This is a genomic window from Hydrocarboniphaga effusa AP103, from assembly GCF_000271305.1.
In the GTDB taxonomy this organism is placed as follows: Bacteria; Pseudomonadota; Gammaproteobacteria; order Nevskiales; family Nevskiaceae; genus Hydrocarboniphaga; species Hydrocarboniphaga effusa.
In genome coordinates, this window is the sequence record NZ_AKGD01000001.1 from 52050 (window position 1) to 73503 (window position 21454).

The 21454-nt window shown below is 65.9% G+C and carries 19 protein-coding genes and 1 tRNA gene; 11 read left to right on the forward strand and 9 right to left on the reverse strand.

All coding sequences use genetic code 11. The features are described from left to right. Positions 1-25 precede the first annotated feature (25 nt). From accC to WQQ_RS00190, 6 genes are all read left to right on the forward strand, one after another. A complete protein-coding gene (gene accC / locus WQQ_RS00165; RefSeq protein WP_007183182.1) occupies positions 26-1384 on the forward strand; it encodes an acetyl-CoA carboxylase biotin carboxylase subunit in 1359 nt (452 codons plus the stop codon). A 121-nt stretch (positions 1385-1505) separates the two neighbouring features. Further along, positions 1506-2855: a 50S ribosomal protein L11 methyltransferase gene (gene prmA, locus WQQ_RS22705; protein WP_007183183.1), complete on the forward strand. Its 1350-nt coding sequence runs from the start codon at positions 1506-1508 to the stop codon at positions 2853-2855. A 154-nt stretch (positions 2856-3009) separates the two neighbouring features. Next, entirely contained in the window at positions 3010-3279 is a 270-nt protein-coding gene (locus WQQ_RS00175) for a helix-turn-helix domain-containing protein (RefSeq protein WP_040452754.1), read from the forward strand. A gap of 87 nt (positions 3280-3366) precedes the next feature. After that, positions 3367-4986 carry a bifunctional phosphoribosylaminoimidazolecarboxamide formyltransferase/IMP cyclohydrolase gene (gene purH / locus WQQ_RS00180; protein ID WP_007183185.1) on the forward strand — a complete coding sequence of 540 codons (1620 nt, stop codon included), beginning with the start codon at positions 3367-3369 and terminating at the stop codon, positions 4984-4986. Positions 4987-5105: 119 nt separating this feature from the next. After that, positions 5106-6137, forward strand: a complete 1032-nt coding sequence (locus WQQ_RS00185) for a sensor histidine kinase (protein WP_007183186.1) — start codon at positions 5106-5108, stop codon at positions 6135-6137. A gap of 116 nt (positions 6138-6253) precedes the next feature. Next, positions 6254-6652, forward strand: coding sequence for a hypothetical protein (locus WQQ_RS00190; protein WP_007183187.1), 399 nt, complete (start codon positions 6254-6256; stop codon positions 6650-6652). Between the two features lie 56 nt (positions 6653-6708). Here WQQ_RS00190 and WQQ_RS00195 read toward each other — a convergent pair whose 3' ends face one another. From WQQ_RS00195 to hemA, 6 genes are all read right to left on the reverse strand, one after another. After that, positions 6709-7797 (reverse strand): hybrid sensor histidine kinase/response regulator, encoded by a 1089-nt coding sequence (locus WQQ_RS00195; RefSeq protein WP_040452756.1) that lies wholly within the window; start codon positions 7795-7797, stop codon positions 6709-6711. 108 nt (positions 7798-7905) lie between these two features. After that, positions 7906-8250 carry a hypothetical protein gene (locus WQQ_RS00200; protein ID WP_007183189.1) on the reverse strand — a complete coding sequence of 115 codons (345 nt, stop codon included), beginning with the start codon at positions 8248-8250 and terminating at the stop codon, positions 7906-7908. A gap of 3 nt (positions 8251-8253) precedes the next feature. Next, positions 8254-9021: a HesA/MoeB/ThiF family protein gene (locus WQQ_RS00205; protein ID WP_007183190.1), complete on the reverse strand. Its 768-nt coding sequence runs from the start codon at positions 9019-9021 to the stop codon at positions 8254-8256. Next, positions 9018-9869: a peptide chain release factor N(5)-glutamine methyltransferase gene (gene prmC, locus WQQ_RS00210; RefSeq protein ID WP_040452758.1), complete on the reverse strand. Its 852-nt coding sequence runs from the start codon at positions 9867-9869 to the stop codon at positions 9018-9020. The genes WQQ_RS00205 and prmC overlap by 4 nt, the downstream gene beginning before the upstream one ends. Further along, positions 9862-10938: a peptide chain release factor 1 gene (gene prfA, locus WQQ_RS00215; RefSeq protein ID WP_007183192.1), complete on the reverse strand. Its 1077-nt coding sequence runs from the start codon at positions 10936-10938 to the stop codon at positions 9862-9864. The genes prmC and prfA overlap by 8 nt, the downstream gene beginning before the upstream one ends. Before the next feature lie 77 nt (positions 10939-11015). Further along, positions 11016-12278: a glutamyl-tRNA reductase gene (gene hemA / locus WQQ_RS00220; RefSeq protein ID WP_007183194.1), complete on the reverse strand. Its 1263-nt coding sequence runs from the start codon at positions 12276-12278 to the stop codon at positions 11016-11018. Positions 12279-12572: 294 nt separating this feature from the next. Between hemA and WQQ_RS00225 the strand changes: the two genes are divergently transcribed. From WQQ_RS00225 to WQQ_RS00245, 5 genes are all read left to right on the forward strand, one after another. Further along, entirely contained in the window at positions 12573-14312 is a 1740-nt protein-coding gene (locus WQQ_RS00225) for a tetratricopeptide repeat protein (RefSeq protein WP_157534453.1), read from the forward strand. Beyond that, the gene (lolB, locus tag WQQ_RS00230; RefSeq protein WP_007183196.1) at positions 14309-14923 is read left to right on the forward strand and encodes a lipoprotein insertase outer membrane protein LolB; all 615 of its coding nucleotides are present in this window, start codon (positions 14309-14311) and stop codon (positions 14921-14923) included. The genes WQQ_RS00225 and lolB overlap by 4 nt, the downstream gene beginning before the upstream one ends. 37 nt (positions 14924-14960) lie before the next feature. Further along, positions 14961-15818 (forward strand): 4-(cytidine 5'-diphospho)-2-C-methyl-D-erythritol kinase, encoded by an 858-nt coding sequence (ispE, locus tag WQQ_RS00235; protein ID WP_007183197.1) that lies wholly within the window; start codon positions 14961-14963, stop codon positions 15816-15818. A gap of 40 nt (positions 15819-15858) precedes the next feature. Further along, positions 15859-15933: transfer RNA gene (locus WQQ_RS00240), tRNA-Gln, on the forward strand. A 243-nt stretch (positions 15934-16176) separates the two neighbouring features. Beyond that, complete coding sequence (locus WQQ_RS00245) at positions 16177-17130, forward strand: ribose-phosphate diphosphokinase (RefSeq protein WP_007183198.1); 954 nt, start codon at positions 16177-16179, stop codon at positions 17128-17130. Positions 17131-17254: 124 nt separating this feature from the next. On the opposite strand, the gene WQQ_RS22710 is transcribed toward WQQ_RS00245, so the two are convergent. The 3 genes from WQQ_RS22710 to WQQ_RS00260 all read right to left on the reverse strand — a co-directional run bounded on the left by WQQ_RS22710 (position 17255) and on the right by WQQ_RS00260 (position 21303). Continuing rightward, complete coding sequence (locus tag WQQ_RS22710) at positions 17255-17914, reverse strand: HAD family hydrolase (protein WP_050997537.1); 660 nt, start codon at positions 17912-17914, stop codon at positions 17255-17257. A 13-nt stretch (positions 17915-17927) separates the two neighbouring features. Next, on the reverse strand, positions 17928-20165 hold the full coding sequence (locus WQQ_RS00255) for a TonB-dependent receptor plug domain-containing protein (RefSeq protein ID WP_007183200.1): 2238 nt from the start codon (positions 20163-20165) through the stop codon (positions 17928-17930). Between the two features lie 166 nt (positions 20166-20331). Further along, a complete protein-coding gene (locus WQQ_RS00260) occupies positions 20332-21303 on the reverse strand; it encodes a LysR substrate-binding domain-containing protein (protein WP_007183201.1) in 972 nt (323 codons plus the stop codon). Between the last annotated feature and the right edge of the window lie 151 nt (positions 21304-21454).

The window sequence follows — 21454 nt, forward strand, 5'->3', positions numbered from 1 at the left end:
CGAAGCCGATGGGCTGCATCGCGCCATGAAAGACATCAAGAAAATCCTGATCGCCAACCGCGGCGAGATCGCGCTGCGCATCCTGCGCGCCTGCCGCGAAATGGGCATCAAGACGGTGGCCGTGTATTCGCAGGCCGACCGCGACCTCAAGCACGTGCTGCTGGCCGACGAAGCCGTCTGCATCGGCCCGCCGGCCGCGCAGAAGAGCTACCTCAACATGGCGGCCATCATCAGCGCCGCCGAGGTCACGCAGGCCGACGCGATCCACCCGGGCTACGGCTTTCTGTCCGAGAATGCCGACTTCGCCGAAAGCGTCGAGCGCTCGGGCTTCCGCTTCATCGGTCCGCGCGCGGAAACCATCCGCCTGATGGGCTCCAAGACCAACGCCAAGGCCGAGATGATCGCGGCCGGCGTGCCGTGCGTGCCGGGCTCCGACGGCGCCCTGCCCGAGAACGACGAGGAGTGCCTCGCGATCGCGGCCAAGGTCGGCTATCCGGTGCTGATCAAGGCGGCATCCGGTGGCGGCGGTCGCGGCATGCAGGTGGTCAAGACCGAGGCCGAGCTGATCGACAAGATCGGCATCGCGCGCACCGAGGCGCTCAATGCGTTCAAGGATGCGACGGTGTTCCTCGAGAAATATCTCGAGACGCCGCGCCACGTCGAAGTGCAGGTGCTTGCCGACGGCCAGGGCAACGCGATCCATCTCGGCGAGCGCGACTGCTCGATGCAGCGCCGCAACCAGAAAGTGGTCGAGGAATGCACCGCTCCGGGCGTCACCGACGAGCAGCGCGACCAGATCGGCCAGCTCTGCGTCGAGGCCTGCAAGCGCATCGGCTATCGCGGCGCGGGAACCTTCGAGTTCCTCTACGACCAGGGACAGTTCTACTTCATCGAAATGAACACGCGTATCCAGGTCGAGCACCCGGTGACCGAGATGGTCACCGGCGTCGACCTGATTCGCGAGATGATCCGCATCGCCGACGGCAAGCCGCTGACGAAGAAGCAGGGCAACATCCGCATGCGCGGTCACGCGATCGAATGCCGCATCAACGCCGAGAACCCGCGCACCTTCGTGCCCTCGCCCGGCACCATCACCAAGTACCATCCGCCGGGCGGACCGGGCGTGCGCATGGATACGCACATCTACGCGGGCTATCGCGTGCCGCCGCATTACGACTCGATGATCGGCAAGCTGATCTGCTGGGGCAACACGCGCCAGTCGGCGATCGCGCGCATGCAGGTGGCGCTGTCCGAGATGATCATCGAGGGCATCGAGACCAACATCAACCTGCAGCGCCGGATCATGGCCGACAAGGTGTTCCAGCGCGGCGAGCACAACATTCACTATCTGGCGGACATGCTCGCGGAGTGGCAGACGGAATAAAAGCCGGGAGACGGGAGACGGGAGACGGGAGACGTAAAAGCTTGAGGCATCGAGAAGTGTTGGTTAACGCGATGCCGCTGCTGTAACGTCTCCCGTCTCTCGTTCCCCGTCCCCCGCAAAAATGGCCTGGCTCCAGCTGCGCATCCACACCGAATACCCCGAGTTCGCCGACGAGATCCTGCAGGCTCAAGGCGCATCGGCCGTGAGCTTCGTCGATGCCGAGGACGATCCGGTGCTCGAACCCGCGCCGGGTGAAACCCCGCTATGGACCAATACGGTCACGCTCGGCCTGTTCGCGGAGCAGACCGACATCGCGCCGGTGCTCGAAGCCCTGGCCGAGCAGTTGCCCGATGGCGATCACCTGAAGATCGAAACCGAGCTCGTCGAGGATCGCGACTGGGTGCGCGTCTGGCTCAAGGATTGTCCGCCGATCAAGTTCGGCGATCGCCTGTGGGTCTGCCCGCACGAGAAGAAGATCGAAGAGCCCGGCGCGGTAACCCTGCTGCTCGATCCGGGCCTGGCGTTCGGAACCGGCACCCATCCGTCGACTGCGCTGTGCCTCGATTGGCTGGCGACGCACGAAATCAATCACTGGCGCGTGCTCGACTACGGTTGCGGCTCGGGCATCCTGGCGATCGCCGCGCTCAAGCTCGGGGCCGCGAGCGCCATCGGCTACGACATCGATCCGCAGGCGATCCAGGCGTCACAGGACAATGCGGCCGCCAACGGCGTCGCCGCCCGGCTCACCACGGTGCCGCCGGAAGAATCGGTCACGCCGTTCCCGGCCGATCTGGTGCTCGCCAACATTCTCGCCAAGCCGCTGATCTCGCTCGCCCCGCTGCTGTGCTCCAGCGTGCGCCAGGGCGGCTGGATCGTGCTCGCCGGCCTGCTTGATCGCCAGGCCGACGAAGTGCGCAGCGCCTACGAGGCCTGGATCGAATTCGAACCCGACGTCAGCCGCGACGGCTGGACCCGCCTGGCCGGCCGCTGCCGCATGCCGGCGATGATCAGCCCGCGTCGCCTGGGCCCGGAACTGCTCACGGCCGGCCAGCCACGTCCCGAACATTTCCCGGTACTCGCGGGCAGCGGCTTCACCGCCGTCATCAATCTGGCGATGCCGACCTCGCCGAACTTCCTCGCCAACGAAGGCGATCTCGTGCGCGCCGCCGGCATGGACTACCACTGGCTACCGATCGAGTGGGCGAATCCGACAGCCGCAGACTTCGAACGCTTTCGCGTGCTCATGGATCAGCTCGGCGATCGTCGCCGCCTCGTGCACTGCGCGCTCAACCTGCGCGTCTCGGCTTTCGTGTTCCTGTGGCGCGTGCTGCATCGCAGCGTGAACCTGGCCGACGCTGCGCGCGATCTGTATTCGGTATGGACGCCCGACGCGGTCTGGTCACGCTTCATTTCGGAGCAGCTCGCGACGCGAGGCCTTGATTTACCGAGCCCCGCGGAACTCGAGAGTTGAGCCGAAAAAAACGCCGGCTTTAACATCGTCGCCACATTTCGGTGCTGGCTTTTTTCGGTCCAGACTTGGCGCTATCATTCGCGCCCCCAAAAACATGACCCGGGCGGATGTTCTCGCCGTCAGGAAAGTCAGTTGTAGTGCCCGAGGGCCGCGCATGTCTGCTTACAAGTCGTCTCACGACATCAAACCGCTCAGCCATTCGGTGTCGGAGTGCTTGGACGACTACTTCAGCAGCCTCAACGGTCATGCGCCGGCCGAACTCTACGAAATGATCCTCGGCCAGATCGAACCGCCGCTGCTGCGCGCCACCTTGCGTTATTGCGACCACAACCAATCGCGTGCCGCCGAAATGCTCGGCCTCAACCGCGCCACCTTGCGCAAGAAGCTGCGCCAGCACCGCATCACCGCGAAGCCCGAACACTGAGTCGACCGTCGGGCGCTCTCGAGACGACATGAATCGGGCGCCGACTCACTCACCGATTCTTCATTTTTTGCTGTCGAAGGCCCGACCATGAGCACTGTCACCTCCACCGGGCTGTGCCCGATCCGCCGCGCCCTGATTTCCGTCTCGGACAAGACCGGCGTCGTCGACCTCGCCCAGCAGTTGCACGCACTCGGCGTCGAACTGCTCTCCACCGGCGGCACCTACAAGCTGCTCGTCGACCACGGCATCGCGGCGACGGAAGTGAGCCAGCACACGGGCTTCCCCGAGATCATGGACGGCCGCGTCAAGACGCTGCATCCGAAGATCCACGGCGGCATTCTCGGCCGTCGCGGCCAGGACGACGCGGTCATGGCCCAGCATGGCATCGACGCGATCGATCTCGTGGTGCTGAACCTCTATCCGTTCGAGAAGACCGTCGCCAAGCCCGGCGTCTCGCTCGAGGACGCGATCGAGAACATCGACATCGGTGGCCCGGCGATGCTGCGCGCCGCCGCGAAGAACTGGGCGCACGTCGCGATCCTGACCGAGCCCTCGCAGTACCAGGGCCTGCTCGCCGAGCTGCGGCAGGCCGGCGGCGTGACCAAAGCGCGTCGCTTCGAACTCGCGGTGACCGCGTTCAATCACGTGTCGAACTACGACGGTGCGATCAGCGATTTCCTGTCCTCGGTCAAGCTCGACGACACGCAGAGCGAAATCGCCTCGCGCGAGGCCTTTCCGGGCCAGGTCAACGGCCGCTTCGTGAAGGTCATGGACCTGCGCTACGGCGAGAACCCGCACCAGAGCGCCGCGTTCTATCGCGACCTGTATCCGGCGCCCGGCACGCTCGCCACCTTTCGCCAGCTGCAGGGCAAGGAACTGAGCTTCAACAACATCGCCGATGCCGACGCCGCCTGGGAATGTGTGCGCAGCTTCGTCAAGCCGGCCTGCGTGATCGTCAAGCACGCCAACCCCTGCGGTGTCGCCGTGAGCCTCGACGGCATCGGCCGCGCCTACGAGCTCGCCTTCCAGACCGACCCGACTTCGGCCTTCGGCGGCATCATCGCGTTCAACCGTCCGGTCGACGGCGAAACCGCGCGCAGCATCACGGGCCGCCAGTTCGTCGAAGTGGTGCTCGCGCCGGGCTACGACGACGAGGCGCTCGCGGCCTTCGCGGCCAAGGCCAACGTGCGCGTGCTGCTGATTCCGCCGCCGGAGAACGGCGACCTGCGCGCCGCGCATCCGGGCAACGACTCGCGCCGCGTCGGCTCCGGCCTGCTGATCCAGACCGCGGACCGCGGCATGATCACGGCCGACGATCTCAAAATCGTCACCGAGCGCGCACCGACACCGGCCGAGATCGACGACCTGATCTTCGCCTGGAAGGTCGCCAAGTACGTCAAGAGCAACGCTATCGTCTACGCCAGGAACCGCCAGACCATCGGCGTCGGCGCCGGCCAGATGAGCCGCGTCTACAGCGCCAGGATCGCCGGCATCAAGGCCGCCGACGAGAAGCTCGAAGTGCGCGGCTCGGTAATGGCCAGCGACGCCTTTTTCCCGTTCCGCGACGGCATCGACGCGGCCGCGGCGGCCGGCATCTCGGCGGTGATCCAGCCGGGCGGCTCGATGCGCGACGCCGAAGTCATCGCCGCAGCCAACGAGGCCGGCATGGCGATGGTGTTCACGGGCATGCGCCACTTCCGCCACTGAGTCGCGTTCGCGTAGCGCGCAGGCGGCGTCCGGACGGCCTTCATTCACTTAAGACGCCTAAGCTCTCGACCGACCAGAAAGTTCTTCACAGCCGCCGTTTGGCGCCGCCAAGACTTACGATGCCCGACTCGACCACCGCCTCAGCAACCGCCCCTGCGATTGAGCAGACGGGCCGTGTCGCGCTGAGCGGCGAGGACGCGGAGATGCTCGGGCTCGTCGATGCATGGCTAAGCCGCTGGCAACTGCAGCGCGTCGACGGCAGCGAGGCCGATCTGTACATCAGCCTGGGCCGCTGCTCGCCGAACTGCGAAGCGGCGGCGGCGATGAGCCTCTGCATCGGCAGCGAAACTGCCGATGCGTCGGAAATCCCCCACCTGCCCTGGCCGATCGACGAATCGGTACTGCGCACCGTGGTCATGAGCCTGCTGCAGACCGGCGCGGCACGCCGCGAAAGCGAAAACGCGCGCCGGGTACGCGACCAGTTTGTGTCGACGCTCTCGCACGACCTGCGCACGCCGCTCAACGCGATCCTGGGCTGGGCCGACATTCTCGTGCGCCAGCCTCGCGAGGCCGATTTCACCCAGGGCCTGCAGGCGATCGAGCGCAACGCCAAGGCGCAGGCGCAGATGCTGTCCGACCTCGTCGACGTGTCGCGGCTCGAGGCCGGAACGCTCGAGCTCGAGATCGAGACCGTCGATCCGGCACCCGTCGTCAGCGCCGCGATCACCGGGCTCAGGCAGCAGGCCGAGGCCCGCAAGATCGAGGTGCATTACACGCCCGGCGCGGTCCCCGCGACGATCCAGGCCGACGCCGGGCGCCTGCAGCAATCGCTGCATCACCTGCTCGCGAACGCGATCAAGTTCACGCCCAAGGGCGGACGCATCGATGTCGAACTGCAGAGCGAGGCCGGCGCGCTGAACCTTCGCGTTCGCGACAGCGGTCGCGGGCTCGATGCGAACAAGCTCGCGGCCTTGCGCGCTTCCGTCGCCGCTGCGCCCGGCGTCAACCCCGGCGGTCTCGGCACCGGGCTGCGCATCGCGCGCGAAGTGGCACGCCTGCATGGCGGCCGGCTCGACATCAGCAGCGACGGTCCCAACACCGGCGCCTGCTTTTCGCTGCGACTGCCGGCCCAAGGCGCCGCGACCGCCTGAGCGCTATCCCGAGATCGTGCAGGCGCAGGCGGGCGCCACGAAAACGACACACGCCCCCGATCTAATGGCGAGTCCGCGGTTCGCGCGGGAAACGACGGGATCCAGGGCAGCAACCCATGAAGAATGCCATCGCCATGCTGATGTTCTCGGCCTGGTCGCTCTCGGCCACAGCGGCCGACGCGGTGCAGTGCGACGTGCCGAACAAGACCTACAGTTCGATCGACCTCAAGTGTCCGCTCCAAGGTGCGGAGCAGCCGCTTCGCTATCGCTTCAAGGTGGGCTTTTCGGGTGGCCATGACGACACCCAGGCCGATCTGGTCGCGCTCGATGGCACCCCGCTGGCGGGCTGCGACGAGGGCAGCAAGACGCATCTGTTCGGCGAAGAAGGCGAAGTGAGCCTCGAATGCACCGTCACCGTTCCGGCCGGGCTCAAGGACAAGCCGCCGCTCGAACTGCGCGTCAAATGGACGCACTGCGACTACATGGAACATTCCTTCACGCGCGAAGCGCTGTGAAGTAAGGCGGGCGAAGCGTGTTGGCCCGGCGCCGCGTGATCAGCGCGTTGCCGCGGTCAAGGCCGCGGAGCAGCCTTGCCGGCCAGCGGCAGCACGAACGAAAACACGGCGCCGCCGTTCTCGCGATCCTCGTACCAGAGGTGTCCGGACATGCGCGTGATCTCCTCCTTCGAAATCGCCAGGCCCAGGCCGCTCGCATGCTGCACTTCGGAGTCGGCCTGCAGGCGCACGTAGCGCTTGAATAGCTGCTGCTGGCGTTCGCGCGGCACACCGGGGCCGCGATCGGCCACCGACACGCGGGCCATGCCCGAGCGCCCGGTCTCGCAGCGCACCGTCACTTCGCTACCGCGCGGGGCGTAGCGCAGCGCGTTCGAGATCAGGTTTTCGAGCACGTGGCGGATCGCCGTCGCGTTGCCGAGCACTTCGGGGTCTTCGACGATGTCGGCGCTCACCTTCATCTCGCGCTCCTGCGACAGCAACGCGAAGCTGTCGACCGTGCCGCGCACCACCGGGGCAAGTCGCAAGGGCGTGATCTCGACCTTGCGCAGGTCCTGCGACTTGGCCCAGCGGCCGAGATAGCTGTCGATGAAGCTCAGGCAATGCTTGGCGGACTCGCGCACCTCGGCCGCCATCTTCTCGGGGCTGTCCTTGCCGCGTTCGAGCAGATCGACCGCGAACAGGATGCTCGACAGCGGGTTCTTGAGATCGTGCGCGACGATCTGGGTGAGGTCGGCACGCTCCTGCGCGACCAGCGCGAGATGATCGCGCGCGCGCTTGAGTTCGACGTGCGTCTTCACGCGGGCGAGCAGTTCTTCGGCGACGAAAGGCTTGGTGACGTAGTCGACCGCCCCATGCTGGAAACCCTGGATCACGCTTTCGCGCTCGCGCGCGGCGGTCAGGAAGATGATCGGCACGTCGGCGGTGCGCGGGTTCGCGCGCAGGTGCTCGCAGACTTCGAAGCCGTCCATCACCGGCATGCGCATGTCGAGCAACACCAGGCTCGGCGTGCGGCGCAGGCAGTGCTCGAGCACCTCTTCACCCGACAGCGCGGGCACCACCTCGTAGTTCGCGCGCTCGAGCAGCGCGGTAACGACCTCGATATTGGACGTTTGATCGTCCACCACGAATATGACGTCTCGGTCCATTGATCTCACGAATTAGGCGCGATGGCCGGGGGCTGAACGGAGGCGTGCGCGGTGCATCCTGCAATTTAACCGGACCGGCTGCTCGACGGTTGTACCCATGGGAGAGACCTAGTCCTCAACCCTCAACACACGTTCGACAGGCAAACCCGACTCGAGCTCCCAGGCGCGCATCTCGAGCACGCCCTTGGTGTTGAGCGAGACGACGAGGTTCAGGATGCCTTCGCGCAATTCGTTCGCCTGCGGTACCGCCGGCGAGGTCGGGTTGGACCACAGCCGCGCCCACAGGTCTTCGTCCGCACGGTGGGTTCCCATGTCGGCGGCCGCGAGCCGGAACACCGCTGGACGCCCGCCGCGCTCGTAGACCCAGCCGTGTATCGGATTGGGCTGGGCGATCTGGGCCTCGTGCAGGATCTGGATGGCGAGGCGGCGCGGGACGAGCAGGTCTGGGTTCATGGCCTAGAGGTTCGATTCGTGGGGTTTGTCGCCGCGTGCATCGCCACAGGCGGGGCACCGCAGTTCACGACGGAGATTGAGCGTGCGCCACTGCTGGCGATCGAGTGCGTTCCAGAGCCGCAGCGTACCGGCTTCGGCATCCTGGCCGAGCAGCAGCTTGATCGCCGCGAGCGCCTGCAGGCTGCCGATGGTGCCGACCACCGGGCCGAGAATGCCGGCCTCCTCGCAGGTTTCGGCGGCTTCGCCGCCTTCGGCGTAGAGGCAGGCGTAGCACGGTCCGCCGCGACGCAGGTCGAACACCGCGAGCTGGCCTTCGAAGCGGATCGCGGCGCCCGAAACGAGCGGCTTGCGCGCGGCCACGCAGGCGCGGTTGATCGCAAAGCGCGTGGGGAAATTGTCGGTGCAGTCGAGCACCACATCGGCCTCGCGCGCGGCCGCGAGCAAGGCCGCGTCGGACAGCGGGCCAGGCAGCAGGTCGAGCTCGCATTCGGGGTTCAGCGCGCGCAGCGTTTCGGCGGCCGCCGCGAGCTTGTCGCGGCCGACATCGGCCTGGCGGTACAGCGTCTGCCGCTGCAGGTTGCTCAGGTCGACGCGATCGAGATCGGACAGCAGCAGTCGCCCGATTCCGGCACCGGCCAGGTACGGGGCGGCCGCGCTGCCGAGCCCGCCGAGCCCGATCACGAGCACGCTCGAATCGCGCAGCAGCTGCTGGCCGTTGACGCCGACTTCGCGCAGCACGATCTGGCGGCGATAGCGCGAAAGATTGCTCACGCGCCGAGTCTCCCGCCGCTCGCTCGCTCGTTGCCACCGAGATCGCGGCGCGTCTGCACATCCAAATAGCCCGCCTGCGCGAACAACTCACGAACGGCCGCAGCCTGATCGTAGCCGTGCTCGACCAGCAGCCAGGCGCCCGGCTTCAGGTGCGCTCGCGCACCCGCGACGATTTCACGCAAACAGTTCAAGCCGTCTGCGCCATCGGTCAGCGCGGACAGCGGCTCGTGGCGCAGCGCGGGCAGGTGCGGATCGCCGGCCGCGATGTAGGGCGGATTCGAAACGATCAGGTCGAAGCGCTCATCGGTCAGCGGCTCGAACCAGCTGCCTTGAGCAAAGCGCACATTGGCGATGTGGTTGAGCCGCGCATTGCGCTCGGCCACGTCCAGCGCGGCTTGCGACACATCGGTCGCGAGCACGCGCGCTTTCGGGCATTCGCGCGCAATCGCGAGCGCGATCGCGCCGCTACCGGTGCCGAGATCGGCAACCTCCGCTTCAGCCTTCGGCGGCAACATGGCGCGCGACCATTCGACGAGCAGCTCGGTATCCGGACGCGGAATCAGCACCGCCGGACTCACCTGCAGATCGAGCGTCCAAAAGCCTTGAGTCCCCAGCAGATAAGCGACCGGCTCGCCCTGCTCGCGCCTTGCAAGCTGTTGCTCGTAACGAGTGCGCTGCGCCTCATCGAGCGCCTGCCGGCTGCGCGCCGGCAAAGCGCCCGGCGAAATCGCGAGCACGTCGGCCAGCAGCCATTCGGCATCGAGCCGCGCCGAGTCGGAGCACGGCGCCAAGCGCGCCTTGCCGCTGGCGAGCGCCTCGGCCATGGTCATGCGAGTCGCTTCACTCACCGAGCTCGGCCAACAGCTCGGCCTGATGCTCGTTGAGCAACGGCACGATCACGCCGTCTAGCTCGCCTTCCATCACGCGTTCGAGCTGATACAGCGTCAGATTGATGCGGTGATCGGTCACGCGGCCTTGCGGAAAGTTGTAGGTGCGGATGCGCTCGGAGCGGTCACCCGAGCCGACCAGCTTCTTGCGCGTGGCCGCAACATCGCCCTGCTGCCTGCTGCGCTCGGCATCGAGCAGCCGCGACGCGAGCAGCGCCATCGCCTTCGCGCGGTTCTTGTGCTGGCTGCGCTCTTCCTGGCATTCGACGACGACGCCGCTCGGGATGTGCGTGATGCGGATCGCCGATTCGGTCTTGTTGACGTGCTGGCCGCCCGCTCCGGACGCGCGATACGTGTCGACTTTCAGATCGGCCGGATTGATCTCGATGGCCTGTGTTTCTTCGATCTCGGGCAGCACCGCGACGGTCGCGGCCGAGGTGTGGATGCGTCCCTGCGCCTCGGTCTCCGGCACGCGCTGCACGCGATGCGCGCCGCTCTCGAATTTGAGCTGCGAATACGCGCCGAAGCCGGCGATGCGGCTGATGATTTCCTTGTAGCCGCCGTGCTCGCCTTCGGACAGCGACAGCACTTCGAGCTGCCAGCCGCGCGCTTCGGCGTACTTGCTGTACATGCGATGCAGGTCGCCCGCGAAGATCGCGGCCTCGTCGCCGCCGGTACCCGCGCGGATTTCGAGGAAGACGTTGTTGCCGTCGAGCGGATCGCTCGGCACCAGATAGGCCTGCAGCGATTTCTCGAGTTCTTCGAGCCGGGCACGCGCGGCCGGCAGATCGGCTTCGGCAAGCTCGCGCATCTCGGGATCGCCGAGCATCGCATCGAGGCTCTCGATCTCGTCCTGCGTGCTGCGGTAAGCCGAGAACGATTCGACCAGCGGCCCGAGCTGCGCGTATTCCTGCGACAGCCGCCGGAACTTGTCCGGATCGCCGAGCACCTCGGGCGTCGACAGCTCGCCCGCGATCTCTTCGCGGCGTTCGACCATGTTCTGCAGCTTGGACAGGAGAGAAGGCTTCATCGGCCCATTATCGCCTGACGGCGGCTCCGCTTGCTTCCGGGTGCCGCGCTGCGGTTGAGAAACCGCGCGAGGAAGGACTACGCGTCCTCGTCGGGCAGATCGAACAGCTGACGCGCCGCGGTCACCAGCAAGGCCTGCTCCACACTGCTCGCGCCGCGCAGCTTGCTGCTCGGGGCATGCAGCAGCTTGTTGCTGAGGGTGTCGGCAACGAAGGCCATAACGTCTTCGGCCGAAGCGCCCGAAGCCAGGCGGCGACGCGCCTTCTCCAGCACTTCGTCGCGATGGGCGCGCGCATTGGCGCGAATCTGGGCGATGGTGGTGCCGGCGTCGCGGCTTTCGAGCCAGCGGGTGAATTCGATCGCGTATTCGCCGATCAGCACCTCGGCCTGCTTGGCCGCCTCGGTGCGCGCCTTCATGTTGTCCTGCACCACGTCGCGCAGGTCGTCGAGCGTGTACAGGTAGACGTCTTCGAGCTGGGCGATGCGCGGATCGATGTCGCGCGGCATCGCGAGGTCGATCATGAAGACCGGCTTGCGGCGACGCTTCTTGGTCGCCGCGACCATCGCGTCGCGCTCGATCACGTGGCCGCGCGCGGCGGTCGAGGACACCAGCAGGTCGGCGTCCGGCAGATACAGCGGCAGGTCGGACAGCGGAATCGCATAGCCGTGCACCTCGCGTGCGAGCTTCTCGGCCTTGTCGAGACTGCGGTTGGCGACGATCAGCCGGCCCACGCCCTGCCCGCGCAGATGGCGCGCGAGCAGCTGCACGGTTTCACCGGCGCCGACCAGCAGCGCGGTAGTTTCGCGAAAGTCCGCGAAGATGCGCTTGGCCATCTGCACGGCGGCGTAGGCGACCGAAACCGGATGCGCCCCGACCTGGGTGCGGCTGCGCGCGAGCTTGGCGACCGCGAAGGCATGCTGGAACAGGCGGGACAGCACCGGCCCGAGCACGCGCTGGCTTTGCGCGGTGGCGAAGCTCTGCTTCATCTGGCCGAGAATCTGAGGCTCGCCGAGCACCATCGAGTCGAGGCCCGAGGCGACGCGCAGGCTGTGCAGCACGGCGGCCTGGTCGCGATGCGTATAGACGAACTGATTGAGATAGTCGTGCGGGGCGTTGAGCTCGCGGCGCCACCACTCGAGCAGCTTGGCTTCGTCCTCGACCGGCGCGACCGCCAGAATCTCGGTGCGATTGCAGGTGGACAGGATCGCCGCCTCTTCGACACCGGGCAGCGCCCGCAGCCGCGCGAGCGCGGCCGGCAGGTCGGCTTCGGTGAAGGCGAGCCTTTCGCGAGCCTCGACGGGCGCGCTGTGGTGGCTCAGCCCGAGCGTGATAAGGGCCATTTGCTACCTGATCTGGAAGAGGCGACGTCGCCCCCCGGTCGGGGATCGATTCCCGGAATCGAAATCCGCTTCGACATACCTTGCGCCTTCAGCGCCGGGCAAGCCAATCCGTGAATCCCCCTATTGTCTGGCAGCCCCGCCCTTAGGACAAGCCAGCGCTGTTCCGGGCGTCGCAAAATTCGTGCTCAAGGGGCTCAGGAACCACGCTACCATTGAACAGTCTCAGGACATGCCGATTGGCCTGAACGCCGTCGCGTGAATCGCCAACCCTTCAAGTCTCGCCTTGGACTCTTCGTGACCCGACCTTTGCATCGCCGCCTTGCCCCTATCACCCTGGCTTCGGCCCTGCTGGCGACTTCGATCGCCCCGAACGCCTGGGCGCAGAAGGACGACGATGCGCCGGTACAGACCGTCGAGGCCGAATCCACCTCGGGCGCCACCGTCACCGATCCGGAAGCGCGCTTTCACATCATGGCCGGCGAAATGGCCGCGGCCCGCAACGAGCCCGGGCTGGCGGCAGCCGAATTTCTCGCCGCGCTGCGCAAGGTCGACGATCCGGCGCTCGCCGCCCGCGCGACCGGCCTGGCCTTCACGGCCGGCAGCGCCAATCTCGTCGAGCTGGCCGCCCAGCGCTGGCTCGAGCTCGACGCCAACAACATGGATCCGCGCGAAGTGCTGCTCGCGATGAACCTGCAGCGCAACGAAGTCGAAGGCGCCTACACGCAGGCCAAGGCCATCGTCGAAGGTCACGGCGGCGGTCGCGAAGACGGCTTCCGTCACGTCGGCGTGCTGATGGTCCAGCAACCCGGCAAGAACGACACCGCCATCGCGGTGCTCGACCGCCTGAGCAGCGAATATCCGAAGGAATCGGGCGCCTATTACGCCACCGCCCTGCTGGCCCTGCGCCAGGATCGGGTCGATACCGCCGAGACCGCGATCCGCAAGGCCGTCGAGCTGAACCCGGATTCGCGCGAGAACGTGCTGCTGCTCGTCGGCGTGCTCGTGCGCGCCGGCAAGCTCGACGAGGCCGATCGCAGCATCGAGGCGCTGACCCGGAAGTATCCGAAGGAAAGCGCCGACATGCGCATGGCCTACGCCAAGCTGCTGGTCGAATCGCAGCAGCGCGATCGGGCTCGCCAGCAGGTCGAGCGCATCCTCAAGGCCGATGCCAAGAACAAGGACGCGCGCTACGCGCTCGCCGTGTTCCAGCTCAACGACAATGATCTCGACGGCGCGCGCAAGCAGTTCGAGCAGCTGTCCAAGGACATCGATCGCGGCCCCGACGCGCGTTTCCAGCTCGGTCGCATTGCCGAGCAGCAGAAGCGCTACGACGACGCGCTGTCGCTCTACGACTCGGTCGGCAGCGGGCCGCAGGCACTCGACGCGGCCGTGCGCCGCGCCGCCGTGCTCACGCGCCTCGGTCGCGTCGACCAGGCGCGCGAGACCCTGCATCGCATGCGCGACCAGTTCCCGCCGTTGCGCGAGCGCCTGCTGCTCGCCGAAGGCGAGATGCTGCTGACCGCCGGCCGCCGCGACGAAGCGCTCGCCGCCTACAACGACGGCTTGCGCGAGCTGCCCGGCAATGCCGATCTGCTCTACGGCCGCTCGCTCGTGTTCGACCAGCTCGGGCGCAGCGCCGAGGCCGAAGCCGATCTGCGCGGCATTCTGAAGGCCAAGCCCGACGATGCGCGCGCCCTCAATGCGCTCGGCTACATGCTCAGCAACGGCAGCAAGGATCGCTTGCCCGAGGCGCGCGACCTGATCGAAAAAGCGCTGAAGCTGGAGCCCGAAGACCCGGCCATCATCGACAGCCTCGGCTGGATCAACTTCAAGCTCGGCAAGGCCGAGACCGCCAAAGATCTGCTCGCAAAGGCGCATGGAATCACGCCCGATCCGGAGATCGCCGCGCATCTCGGCGAAGTACTGTGGACGCTCGGCCAGCGCGATCAGGCCAAGGCGGTCTGGAGCGACGCACTCAAGGGCAGCCCGGATCACGAAGTGCTCAAGGAAACCATCAAGCGCCTGTCGCCATGAAGGCACTGGTCGCGGCGCTGGCCGCGCTGCTGTTGCTGGCCGGCTGCTCGCTCTCGCCGCAACAGCGCGAGCTCAGTTCGGCCGAGAAAGGCGCGGCCTATGCCCGCCACGAGGCCCAGATCCTCGGCATCGAATCCTTCCAGGTCGACGGACGCGCCGCGAGCGCCGAACTCGGCTTTCGCGCCGATCTGCACTGGCTCGAACGCGCAGACCGGCATTTCGAGCTGCGCCTGGCCGGGCCCTTCGGAGCCGGAGCAGTGGAACTGCGCGGCGATGCTGATCTGGTCGAAGTGCGCAACAGCGACGGCGTGCAACAGACCGCCGACCCCGAAGGCTGGATCCGCCACCGCTACGGCTGGACGCTGCCGATCAGCGGCTTGCGCTACTGGGCGCTCGGCGTCCCGAACCCGCGGATTCCGTCGCAGCCCTCGCTCGATGCCCAGGGCCGGCTCGAGACGCTGATCCAGAACGGCTGGAAGCTCACCTATTCTGAATATCGACGCGAAGGCGAGTACGATCTCCCGCGCCGCTTCGAGGCCGACAACGGCCAGGTACGGCTCAAACTGCTGATCGACCGCTGGAATCTGCAGCCCGAGATCGGCTCACCATAACCCGTAGTCCCGTTGACGCTACAAAGTTGTCTGCCCGATGACCCATCCTTTCAATGTGGAATTCGCCTGGCCCGCGCCGGCGAAGCTGAACCTGTTCCTGCATGTCACCGGCCGACGCGCCGATGGCTATCACCTGCTGCAGACGGTCTTCCAGTTCCTCGATTACGGCGACTCGCTGTACTTCACTCCGCGCGGCGACGGCATCTGCCGGCGCGTCGAAGGCAATTACGACATCCCGGACGATCGGGACCTGGTCCTCAGGGCGGCGCGCCTGCTCAGCGAGATCAGCGGCGCCGGCCTGGGCGCCGATATCCGGGTGCGTAAGCGCATCCCGTTCGGCGGTGGCCTCGGCGGCGGTTCGAGCGACGCCGCGACCACGCTGGTGGCGCTGAACCGGCTCTGGAACCTCGGCATTCCGTACGACGAAATCGCCGGCATCGGCCTGCGCCTGGGCGCCGACGTGCCGGTGTTCGTGCGCGCCCACTCGGCCTGGGCTGAAGGCATCGGCGAGAAGCTCTGGCCCATCGAGCTGCCCGAGCCTTACTTCCTCGTCGTCACCCCGCCCGTTCAGGTCTCGACAGCGGAAATCTTCGACGCGCCCGAACTCCAGCGCGATCGGCCGCCGATCGATCTCGCCGGTTTCAAGGCCGGCGAAGGCATCAACGTCTGCGAGGCGGTGACGCGCGCGCGTCACCCGCAGGTCGGTGCAGTGCTCGACTGGCTGTCGGCGCACGGCAAGGCATGCATGTCCGGCACCGGGGCTTCCTGCTTCGTAGCCTTCGACTCGCTGCTCGAGGCCGAGCGCGTGCGTCAAGCGGTTCCGAGCCACTGGCAAGCTTTTGTTGGAAAAGGGCTGAATCGCTCGCCACTCGCGGATATAATGCGCGGCCTCTGAGGGCCGGCTGTTGTTCCGGCACCAGAAAGACTCTCAAATTTGGGGCGTAGCCAAGTGGTAAGGCAGCGGGTTTTGATCCCGTCATTCGGTGGTTCGAATCCATCCGCCCCAGCCAATTTGTAAGTGTGGTGAAAGGCGGGTTTTGATCCCGAACCTTCCGAACGGTTCGAATCCATCCGCCCCAGCCAATTTGTAAGTGCGGTGAAAGGCGGGTTTTGATCCCGAACCTTCCGAACGGTTCGAATCCATCCGCCCCAGCCAATTTTAGGTTGCGTCGCTTGTCGGTCGGTAACGACCGACAAGTCAAGTTGCCCAGGCAACAGCTCACCGTAGTTTCCTTGCGACGAGATCGATTCCGATGGCCGATGCACAGTTGATGCTCTTCACGGGCAATGCGAACCCCCAGCTGGCTCGCGAAATTGCCAACTACATGAAGATTCCCCTCGGCAAGGCATCGGTCACCCGGTTCTCCGATGGCGAGGTGCAGGTCGAGATCCTCGAGAACGTCCGTGGCAAGGACGTATTCGTGATCCAGCCGACCTGCGCGCCGACCAACGACAACTTCATGGAGCTGGTGATGATGCTCGATGCGTTCAAGCGCGCATCGGCAGGCCGCGTCACCGCCGTGGTGCCCTACTTCGGCTACGCGCGTCAGGATCGTCGCCCGCGCAGCGCCCGCGTGCCGATCTCGGCCAAGGTCTGCGCCGACATGATCGGCGAGTGCGGCGCCAACCGCGTGCTCACGGTCGACCTGCACGCCGACCAGATCCAGGGCTTCTTCGACATTCCGGTCGACAACGTCTACGCCTCGCCGGTGCTGCTCGGCGACATCTGGCGCCAGAAGTACGACAACCTGATCGTCGTGTCGCCCGACGTCGGCGGCGTGGTCCGCGCGCGCGCGGTCGCCAAGCGCCTCGACGACGCCGACCTCGCCATCATCGACAAGCGCCGCCCGCGCCCGAACGAAGCCAAGGTCATGAACATCATCGGCGACGTGCGCGGCAAGACCTGCGTGCTCGTCGACGATCTGGTCGACACCGCCGGTACGCTCGGCCAGGCCGCCGGCGCGCTCAAGGACGCCGGTGCGATCAAGGTCGTCGCCTACGTCACCCACCCGGTGCTGTCGGGCAAGGCGATCAGCAACATCACCAACTCGCGCCTCGACACGCTGGTGGTCACCGACACCATCCCGCTGACGCCCGAAGCCGCCGCCTGCCCGAAGATCCGCCAGCTCTCGATCGGCGGCCTGCTCGCCGAAACCATCCGCCGCGTGAGCGCGGAGGAATCGGTCAGCTCGTTGTATCTCGATTGATCGCCGCCGGGCGGGCCACGGCCCGTCCTGCGTTCTACGCGAACGAAAAGAGCACGCCCATGGCGTGCTCTTTTCGCTTGCGACCGCTCGCGGGCCGCGGTCGAGCCCCGCATTGCGATCGCGATCAGCGAACCAATTCGCCAGCCACCGCGCGAAAATTGGCCCAGCGCGCGCACGGCTCGGTCACCTCGGCGAGGCCGTAGCCGTGCTCCATGAGCACGACATCGACACCGGCGGCTTCGGCGCAACGGCGATCGACGTCGCTGTCGCCGATCATGAGCACTTCGTTCGGCCGCAGGCCGCCGCGATCGAGCAGCCATTGCAGCGGCAGCGGGTCGGGCTTGCGCCGTTCGAGCGTGTCGCCACCGGCCACCGCGTCGAAGTAGCCGGCGATCCCGAACGACGCCAGCAGCCGCATGGCGCTTTCCTGTGACTGATTGCTGCAGATCGCCAGCCACACCCGCTCGGCGCTCAGTGCGGTCAGCAGCTCGCGAGCGCCGTCGAACAGCCGGACCGATTCCGACGCGGTCCGCAGATAGCGCTGCCGGACCTGCCGCGCCAGCGCCTCGACGGACTCGCCGCTGCCGCGCAACTCCAGCGCCTGCCGCAGCATTGCATCGAGCCCGAAGTGCACGCTGTGCGCGAGGTCCTGCGCATCGACGGGCTGCAGTTTGTGCTCCCGCAGCACCGCATTGATGGCTTCGATCATGCCGGCACGCGTATCCAGCAGCGTGCCGTCGAGATCGAACACGATTCCACGATAACGACGGCGGAGCGTCGACATCACCGTCCCGGACTCAGAACTCATACGAGTACGTGAAGAACACGCTGCGCGGCTTGGCCTGGAACGCGTACGGGTAGTAGTACTCGGGATCGGTCGGCAGCACTTCGCGGCGCACGCCGGCCGAGGCGTACTGCAGGTTTCCGAACAGGCCGCGGTTGCTGTAGTCCTCGTCGAGGATGTTTTCCAGGCGCAGTTGCAGACGATGTTCACGCCCCTCGCCGGCCCAGTACTGAGCGGTGGCGTTGAGCACGAACCAATCGCCCCAGTTGTACGCGGGCACGCTAGCGATGGGACCGTTGGTGATCGTGCGGCCCTGCAGGCGCGGCAGCAGGTTGAACTGGTAGCGGCGATCGCTGGTGGTATAGCGCAGCTGGCCGGTTGCGAACCATTCGGGTGTCGCATCGATCTGTCGATGGGTGCCCTCGACTTCGGCCTTCTGCTGCGTGTAGTTGGCGCTGAGCAGCCAGTTGCTGGCGAGCTGGACCTGGACGTCGGCGACCATGCCGCGAATCTCGGTGACGGCGTCGGTGTTGTAGCGCGTGTTCGGCGTCAGTCCGCTGGTGGACTGGATGCGATCGGTGATGTCGGTGGCGAAGCCGCCGATCTCGACCTGCACCTGCGCTTCTCCGAACCGCAGGTTGGCGCCCGCGCCGTAGTTGAGCGTCTTGGTCTTCTCGGGCTTCAGATCGGGATTGCCGACCATGGTGTCGGTATTCGAGTACAGCTCGTTGGTGCGTGGCAGGCTGAAAGAGTTGCCGCCGTTGACGCGAACGAAGGTGCTGCCCGGCAGATTCTGGTGCAGGCCGAACTTGCCGATGGTCTTGGTTCCGAACGACTTCTCGTTTTCGACGCGGCCGGCGATCGACAGATTGGTGCCGGGGCTGAAAGTCGGCGTCAGGTGAAGATCGGCGATCAGTGCGTTGCTCGAGACGATGTCGTCATCGATGCGAACTCGCGCATCGGAGGCATCGCGATAGTTGGTGGACTGCGCGCCGAGCGTGGCGCCGACCGACGGCGTGAAACTCACGTGGTTGAGCGCGGTGACGATCATCTCTTCGAAGCCGGCGGGAATCGCGTTGATGCCGATACCGCGCTGCGTCTGGGGCTCCAGGCGCCCGGTCCAATGACCCCACTCGATCGTCGTGCTCGGGTTGCCCGGACTCTGGCAGCCGGCCTCGATGCGGCAGATTTCAGGCAGGAACTTGGTGTTGATGAGCTCGGGCTTGCGATACGAGGCGGTGATGTCGGTGCGTACGGCACTCGACCAGGTCTTGTTGTAGCTCAGGTTGAACAGCGGCATCTTCGACTTCGTGGGGCCGTAGATCGTCGTGTTCGGGAAGGTGTCCTGGAAATCGATCTGCACGTACTGCAGATTCGCGAGCAGCTGGCTGCTGCTGTCGATCTTCCACAGGTACTTCACGCCGATGTCGTCACGCGAGTTGGAATAGTCGGTGATGCCGCCGGCGGCAAGATGGTTGTCGGTCTGCGATTCGCGCGAGAAGATCGTCGGCCCGTCGGTGTCCAGGCGGCCGCCGTAGAACATCACGCTGTGCTTGCCCGAGGCGGTCAGCGGAAACGAGTAATTGCCCCAGATCTCGCGCGTGTTGAAGCTGCCGTAGCTGAAACCCATCTCGCCTTTTTGCGTACCATCGGGCTTCTTGGTGCGAATGCTCACGAGACCGACGCCGGCGTTGCTGCCAAAGTACAGGCTCTGGCCGCCACGGAACACTTCCACCGATTCGATCATGTGCGGATCGATCAGCGTCGAACCCCAGATGTCCTCGACACCCGGACCGCGGTCGTACAGCGGCACGTCGTCCAGCGTCACCAGCGTGTCGCGATCGCCGCCGCCATCGAGACGGATGGTGAATTCGCCTTCGTCGGGCGAGTAGCCCACATAGGCGCCTGCGATCAGACCCTGCGCGAGTTCGGCCATGTTGGTGTAGCCGCCGGCCTCGATCTGCTCCGCGCTGATCACCTGCACCTGATTGCCGAACTGCTTCAGATCCTGCGCCACTGCGGTCACGCGCTCGTGGCCGAGCACCTCGACCTCCTCGACCGCACTGACCGCCACTGCGGCCTGCGCCGCCTCGATGACGGCGGCGCCGGCGCCCGCCTGTGCCACCAGCAGATCCACAGCCGCAGGAGCGACCGCATCCTGTGCCTGTGCAGGCAAGCTGCAGATCGTCGCGCCGACGGCAAGGGACAACAGCGCGCGCCGGAACGGCACGCGAACATGAATCGCGGACATCGGAAGGCTCCTTCGGGATAGCGTTTGAATTCTCGACACGACACAGCAGCGGCGATCGAATGCCGGTGCGTCGTGCTTGGCGATCAATTGCGATCGCCCTGCCCCGAAGTCTGGTGCGGTTCTTTTTCTGACCGATGTCAGGAAAATGAACGAAATGTTCTGATATTCAGGGATTTGTGCCGAGCCCCAATCCTTCTATAGGTGCACGACCGGCAAGCGGACGAACCGCCAGCTCCGCGCTGGGCAGACGTCGGTCCGTCGCTTCGAGTTCCGCGCGCAACTGATGCACCAACTCGAGGAACGACATCACCAGCCGCGATTTCATGCGCTCGCGCAAGCAGATCACGTGCGAGTATGTGGCCGCATCGAGATCGTCGATCGGCAGTGGCACCAAACGGTGATCGTCGACGTAAGCCACTTCCGAAACCACGCCGAGGCCGATGCCGTTGGCGACCGCTTCGCGTATCGATTCGCGGCTGCCGATTTCCATGATCTGCTTCACGCGAACACCCGCGCGTTCCAGCGCCTGGTTGAAGACACGCTGCGTCGTCGAACCGCTTTCACGGCCGACGAATTCGCAGCCATGAAGATCGTGCACGCTGAGCGATCCACGCCGCGCCAGCGGATGTTCGCGATGCGCGAACACCACCAGCGGCTGGCGCCGGTAGGCCACGCTTTCGACACGCTCGTCCTGCACGTCGTGCACGAGCACGCCGAGGTCGGCGTGATAATTGAGGATGCGATCGACGATCTGCGATGAATCGCCGACCGACAGGCTCACATAGATGCGCGGATGGCGCTTCTGGAACGCAGCCAGCACCGGCATGACGTTGTAGGGTCCGACCGCACCGATGCGCAGATGACCGCGCAACATGCCTTCGGCTTCCATGAGCATGGAATGCGCTTCCTCCTCGAGCGCGAACAGGCGATTGGTGATCACCAGCAGGCTGTCGGCGAATTCGGTAGTCATGAGCTTTCGGCCGATCTGCAGAAACAGCTGCACGCCGAACTGCTTTTCGAGCGCACCGATCTGCGCCGAAACGGTGGGCTGGCTGACACCCATCTCGATGGCCGCGGCGGTGGTGCTACCGCAGCGGGCGGTGTAGTGAAAGGCGCGCAGGCCGGTCAGTAGGCGCATGTAATCTATCGACGTGATCTATGGACGGCCCGCAGTTAACGGCAACAATCTTTCATTGCCGTGACTTTGGTGCCCGATCCATAGAAGATTTTCATGCCGGGCGGCGATTCATCGATTTTTCTTTCACGACGGTGCAATCAGGGGCTCATAG